This is a genomic window from Aeromonas sp. MR16 (genome assembly GCF_022549315.1).
Classification (GTDB): Bacteria; Pseudomonadota; Gammaproteobacteria; order Enterobacterales; family Aeromonadaceae; genus Aeromonas; species Aeromonas aquatica.
The window spans coordinates 1-5,929 of the sequence record NZ_JAKZFK010000060.1 but is presented as its reverse complement, the minus strand read 5'-3'; the positions used below and the strand labels follow the sequence as shown (position 1 = coordinate 5,929).

General features: G+C 59.2%; 5 protein-coding genes. 2 read left to right on the top strand and 3 right to left on the bottom strand.

The features are described 5' to 3' along the window. Positions 1–18: 18 nt before the first annotated feature. Positions 19–309, bottom strand: a complete 291-nt coding sequence (locus MM194_RS21685; protein WP_033131438.1) for a YkgJ family cysteine cluster protein — start codon at positions 307–309, stop codon at positions 19–21. 114 nt (positions 310–423) lie between these two features. After that, complete coding sequence (gene dbpA / locus MM194_RS21680; RefSeq protein ID WP_241344949.1) at positions 424–1,803, bottom strand: ATP-dependent RNA helicase DbpA; 1,380 nt, start codon at positions 1,801–1,803, stop codon at positions 424–426. A gap of 549 nt (positions 1,804–2,352) precedes the next feature. On the opposite strand from dbpA, the gene MM194_RS21675 reads away from it, so the two are divergent. Together MM194_RS21675 and MM194_RS21670 are read left to right on the top strand one after the other, a co-directional pair. Then, positions 2,353–3,558, top strand: a complete 1,206-nt coding sequence (locus tag MM194_RS21675; protein WP_050717868.1) for a nucleoside transporter C-terminal domain-containing protein — start codon at positions 2,353–2,355, stop codon at positions 3,556–3,558. A gap of 128 nt (positions 3,559–3,686) precedes the next feature. Beyond that, positions 3,687–4,277, top strand: coding sequence for a hypothetical protein (locus tag MM194_RS21670; RefSeq protein ID WP_241344948.1), 591 nt, complete (start codon positions 3,687–3,689; stop codon positions 4,275–4,277). Between the two features lie 114 nt (positions 4,278–4,391). Here the strand turns inward: MM194_RS21670 and MM194_RS21665 are convergent. Beyond that, on the bottom strand, positions 4,392–5,929 hold a 1,538-nt coding region (locus MM194_RS21665; protein ID WP_241344947.1), incomplete at its 5' end, for an Ig-like domain-containing protein.

Genomic DNA, 5,929 nt, shown 5'->3' with positions numbered 1-5,929 from the left:
TCCAGCGCCGCCGTGCGGCTAGTTCAGCGTGATAAACCACTTGTCCCGTTCATCGATGCAGTCGGGTTCGCCCATCTCGAACTCGCGGCAGATGAGTGGACGTACCTCGTAGATGCGGCACATCATGGTGTTGCGATCCAGCGCCGCACACCAGCCATCTTCCAGCCGGTGCATCACGGGCACCTGTCCCTCTATCTCGTCCACATAGCGATCCGGCACGCCGGTATCGGTAAACAGCATCACTTCGAGGCGGCAGCAGCAGGCTTCGCAGTTCTGGCAGCTGACCTCGGCTTGGGGTTGTTTGTTCATCTCTGTTGTCCGTGCCATGGGATGGCACATTCCTGATAAAAAACAGGCGCCTGCAAGAGGCGCCCGTGCTGTGGTCAGTGACGAGTCGGGCAGACGTGCCGCCCGGCCTCCTCTTTAACCCAGTTTGCGGGCGCGGTAGGTGCGCCCCTTGATCTTGCCTTCCTGCAACCGCTTGAGGGCGGCGCTCGCCACCTGACGCTTGACCGCCACGTAGGAGTATTGTTCCGAGATCTGGATCTTGCCGACGTCGGCACCGGCGATGCCGCTTTCGCCGGTCAGGGCGCCGAGGATGTCACCGGCGCGCACCTTGCTCTTGCGGCCCGCATCGATGGAGAGGGTCACCATCTGCGGCGCTATCGGCTTGATCTCGCGGCCGATCCCGGCCAGATCCCCTTGCGGGATGGGAGCCTGCTGGTACTCCTCGATCAGGTTGACACGCTGGGCTTCGTTCGGCTGGTAGAGGCTCAGGGCCAGGCCTTGCTGGCCGGCGCGACCGGTACGACCGATGCGGTGCACGTGCACCTCGGGATCATAGGTCAGCTCGTAGTTGATGACGGCGCCGAGCTCCTTGATGTCCAACCCACGGGCGGCCACATCGGTGGCGACCAGTATGGTGGCGCTGCCATTGGCGAAGCGTACCAGCACCTGATCCCGCTCGCGCTGTTCCAGATCACCGTTCAGCGCCAGCGCCGAGAAGCCCTTGGCGGCCAGGTGATCGGCCACGTCGTTGCAGGCGCGCTTGGTGTTGCAGAACACCACACAGGAGCTCGGCTGATGGTGGCTCAGCAGCCAGGTGAGGGCATCGAGGCGCTGACCGGCGGGCACTTCATAGAGTTTCTGTTCGATGGCGCTGCCTTCGTGCAGGGACTCCACGCTTACCTCGACCGGGTTGCGCTGCACACCGCGGCTCATCTGGGCGATCCCTTCCGGATAGGTGGCGGAGAACAGCAGGGTCTGGCGGCGCTCGGGGGCATAGCTGATGACGCGGTTGATGTCTTCGCCAAAGCCCATGTCCAGCATGCGATCTGCCTCGTCCAGCACTAGGGTCTCCAGGCTGGACAGCTCCAGGGTGCCCTGCTCCAGATGCTTGAGGATGCGGCCCGGGGTACCGACGGCGATGTGGGCACCGAAGCCCAGGGTGGCTGATTGCGGTGCGGTCGGGGTGCCGCCGCACAGGGTCACCAGCTTGACGTTCGGCAGGGCGCGGGCCAGACGACGGATCTCCTGGGCGACCTGATCCGCCAGCTCGCGGGTCGGGCAGAGCACCAGCGCCTGCACGTCGACCCGGTTGACGTTGAGCCGGGAGAGCAGACCCAGGGCGAAGGCGGCAGTCTTGCCGCTGCCGGTTTTTGCCTTGGCGATCAGATCTTTACCGTCGAGCACCAGGGGCAGGCTCTGGGCCTGGATCGGGGTCATCTGCAGATAACCCAGGCTGGCGAGGTTCTCCAGCAGGGCGGGGGAGAGGTTGAGGCTGCTAAATTCGCTGTTGTTCACAAGAGGACTCTATTTCGGGAAAACGGGCTGCGCCGTGCGCAAGGGCGCGCATTATACCAGAGAGTGCCGTCTCGTGGGATGGATTGTGGCGGATTTTTGAACGCCTGCACCTGCCATGGGGGCAAGGACCGGTGCGGAGGGGTCGCAAGTGCGGGCGAGGATGCCGCAGGTACCCCATCGCAGGCCATATTATCGCCAGCGACTAATTATGCGCAAAACAGATAAACGTTTTTCACTCATTTTGATTAAATATAATGACGCCAAGCCTGCCATTACGGGCATAGCAGTTAACTGAGTCAGGGTGCAAGCCATGGGAATATATAGCGTGAAATTGATTAACTACAATACAACTGTATGTTTTGTATATGGTATTTTTAGTTATTCAGGCTGCCCGGCGATCACGCTTAATGATTAATTAATTTAAAAACGTTTGTATTATTTCGAGTGCATATTTTTACCGCAGATTGTGATGGCTATCTGATTTTTAAATACACAAATCACTATGATGGCGCCGGTCAAAAAATTACAACTCACTCAGGTGCTACTGGTATGGAATACGTTCACTTTGTGCTCGGACTGGTGATGGTCCTCGCTCTGGCGTTGCTGGCGAACCGCCACAACTGGAAACAGATCAAGCTGCGTTATATCGGTCAGCTGTTGGTGGTGGAACTGGCGCTGGCCTGGTTCATGCTGAACTCCGAAGTGGGTCTGGCGGTGGTGGGTGGCTTCGCCGCCGGCTTCACCAAGCTGATGGAATTTGCCAAGCAGGGTACCGACTTCGTGTTCGGTGGCCTGGTCAACGAGGGCGCCTTCTCCTTCTTCCTGATGGTACTGATGCCCATCGTCTTCATCTCGGTGCTGATCGGGATCCTGCAGTACATTCGTCTGCTGCCCATCGTCATCCGTGGCATCGGCACCGTGCTGGCCAAGATCAACGGCATGGGCAAGCTGGAGTCCTTCAACGCCATCAGCTCCATGATCGTCGGTCAGTCCGAGAACTTCATTGCGCTCAAGAACACCTTGCCGCACCTGAACGAGAAGCAGATGTACACCCTGGCGGCGACCGCCATGTCCACCGTCTCCATGTCCATCGTCGGTGCCTACATGCAGCTGATCGAGCCGCGCTACGTCGTGGCCGCCCTGGTGCTCAACATGTTCAGCACCTTCATCGTGCTGTCCCTGATCAACCCCTACGAGCCGGATAATTCGGTCACCGACATCAAGGCCATTGCCGAAGGCGACGAGCACCACAGCCCGAAGAAAGAGAACTTCTTCGAGATGCTGGGCGAATACATCATGGCCGGTTTCTCCGTCGCCGTGATCGTGGCGGCCATGCTGGTGGGCTTCATCGCCCTGATCGCGCTCATCAACTACCTGTTCGAGGCGGCGTTTGGCGTCAACTTCCAGTACGTCATGGGCTACATCTTCTACCCCATCGCCTGGATCCTGGGTATCCCGAGTGGTGAGGCCCTGCAAGCTGGCTCCATCATGGCGACCAAGCTGGTGACCAACGAGTTCGTGGCCATGATGGATCTGGGCAAGATCGCTGCCGAACTGTCCCCGCGCACCGTCGGCATTCTCTCCATCTTCATGGTGTCGTTCGCCAACTTCAGCTCCATCGGCATCATCGCCGGTGCCGTGAAGGCGCTGAACGAAGAGAAGGGCAACATGGTCTCCCGCTTCGGCCTGAAGCTGGTGTACGGCTCGACTCTGGTGAGCCTGCTCTCCGCCGTGATCGCTGGCATAATGATCTGATCTATCCCATCATAATGCTGATAAACCCCTGCTCTGGCAGGGGTTTATTTTTTCCAAGCCCGGAACTTTTCTATTTTATCCTGCTCTGAACGACTGAATAAAAATGAATCACGACCAAGGAGAGCAGGATGAGATGGTGGATATGGGGGCTCGTTGCCCTGTTGGCCGGCTGCACCGCCAAGGGAGACACGCCGGAAGAGAAGCGTGGCTACGTGCAGGGCATGCGTGAACAGGTGTTGACCGAACTCTATCAGGAGAAGGCGAGCATCCGCGATGAGGTACAGCAGGCCAAGGGCTACGCAGTCTTCTCCAGCGTCAACAACAGCCTGGTCTTCGTCAGTGCGGGCAGTGGCTTTGGCGTGGTGAGAGACAACCAGAGTGGCAAGGACATCTACATGAGCATGGCCAATGCCGGTGTGGGGCTGGGGCTTGGCATCAAGGACTTCAGGGCCCTGCTCCTGTTCAACGACGCCGAGGCGTTGAAGCATTTCATCGAGGTGGGTTGGGAGGCCGGCGCCCAGGCCGATGCGGCGGCGCGCTCCGGCGACAAGGGCAGCGAGCTGCTCAATACCACGGGCAGCACCAATGCCAAGAAGGTGACCGTCTATCAGCTGACCCAGAGCGGTCTGGTGTTGCAGGCGACCCTGCAGGGTTACAAATACTGGGCCGATGACGAACTCAATGAACCCGGTCCCGCAACGGTGCAGGCTGTGCAGTGACTCTCGTGTGCGCCAGATTGCTAAAACCGGTTGACCGCACCAGGGAGATAAAATGAAAGGGCCGCCAGAATTGGCGGCCCTTTTGCTTATGTAGGTTGGCTGGCTATGCCAGATTTACAAGCTCAAGGTGTTACTGGTTACTCCATTTAGTTCAGCCGTGAAGTGGCTGTTACCGTTAAGTAGGAATACATAGGTATTACCCAGTCCCAGAGTGAGCAAGCCACCATTTATTTTCCAGATCACGCTGTTGGTGATGTTTTGCGTACTGCCATCAGAGTAGTGGCCTATTGCGGTGAAGGTAATGGTACTTAGCAGCGGAGATAAGTTCAGTCCGCTCTGGCTGATGACGATGCTGGTCAGCACCGCGTTGCTGACGACCACAGAATGGCCAGCAGTGATGCCTTGCACGTTGACACTGACGTTGGCACTTCCCGGTACTACCCCGGTGGCAAGCCCGGTCGAGGTGACCGTGAACACGCCAGGATCGCTGCTCTGCCAGTTGGCTTGTGCAGTGACATCCAGCGTCGTCAGGTTGCTGAGGGTGGCTGTGGCCTTGAGCTGTGCAGTGGTTCCCGCAGCCAAGGGGTTGATGGGATCAATGTTTACGCTGACCACCACCGCGTTGGACACGGTTACCTGCACAGTTGTGCTTTGGCCATCCAGCGTTGCTGTGATGGTCGCCGTGCCTGGCAGTACCGCGGTAACCAACCCTGAGTTGAGGCCGACGGCGGCAACAAGGGGGTTATTACTGGTCCAATTGACATTGGTCGTGACATCCACACTCGCGCCATTGCTGTAAATACCGTTGGCGGCGAGTTGACCGGTCAGGCCTGCGGCCAGGTTCAGCGGTGGTACCGTGATGGTGAGTCCACCCGGGTTGAGCACGGCGCTAGTGACTGTCACCAACAGCGTCGCGGTTTGCCCATCAAGAGTGCCAGTGATGGTGGTTGTGCCAGGGGCGACGGCGGTGACCAGGCCCGATGCACTGACGGTTGCTGCCGCCGGGGTACTGCTGACCCAGTTGACGGAGGCCGTTACATCGACGTTGCTGCCATTGTTGTAACTACCAGTGGCGGCAAGCTGGCCGGTCAGACCGGCGGCCAGGACCAGAGGGGGGGTGGTGATGACCAGGCCGCCTGGATTGAGGGTAGCGCTGGTAACCGTCACCAGCAGAGTTGCCGTTTGTCCGTCCAGAGTCCCTGTGATAGTGGCAGTGCCTGGCAGTATGCCGGTAACCAACCCTGTGTTGAGGCCGACAGTGGCGACAATGGGGTTATTAGTGGTCCAACTGACGGTATTGGTGACATTTACACTGCTGCCATCGCTGTAACTACCTGTGGCAGCGAGTTGACCAGTAAGACCGGTGACCAGGGTCAACGGCGGTACTGTGATGGTGAGCCCACCCGGGTTGAGCACGGCACTGGTGACAGTCACAGCCAGGGTTGCGGTCTGCCCATCCAGGGTACCGATGATGGTGGTGGTGCCAGGGGCGACGCCGGTCACCAAGCCAGATGCATTGACGGTGGCGACCGCCGGGTTGCTGCTGACCCAGGTGACGGACGCCGTGACATCGATGCTACTGCCATCGCTGTAACTGCCGTTGGCGGCAAGCTGACCGGTCAGGCCGGCAGCCAGGGTCAGCGGTGGTGTGG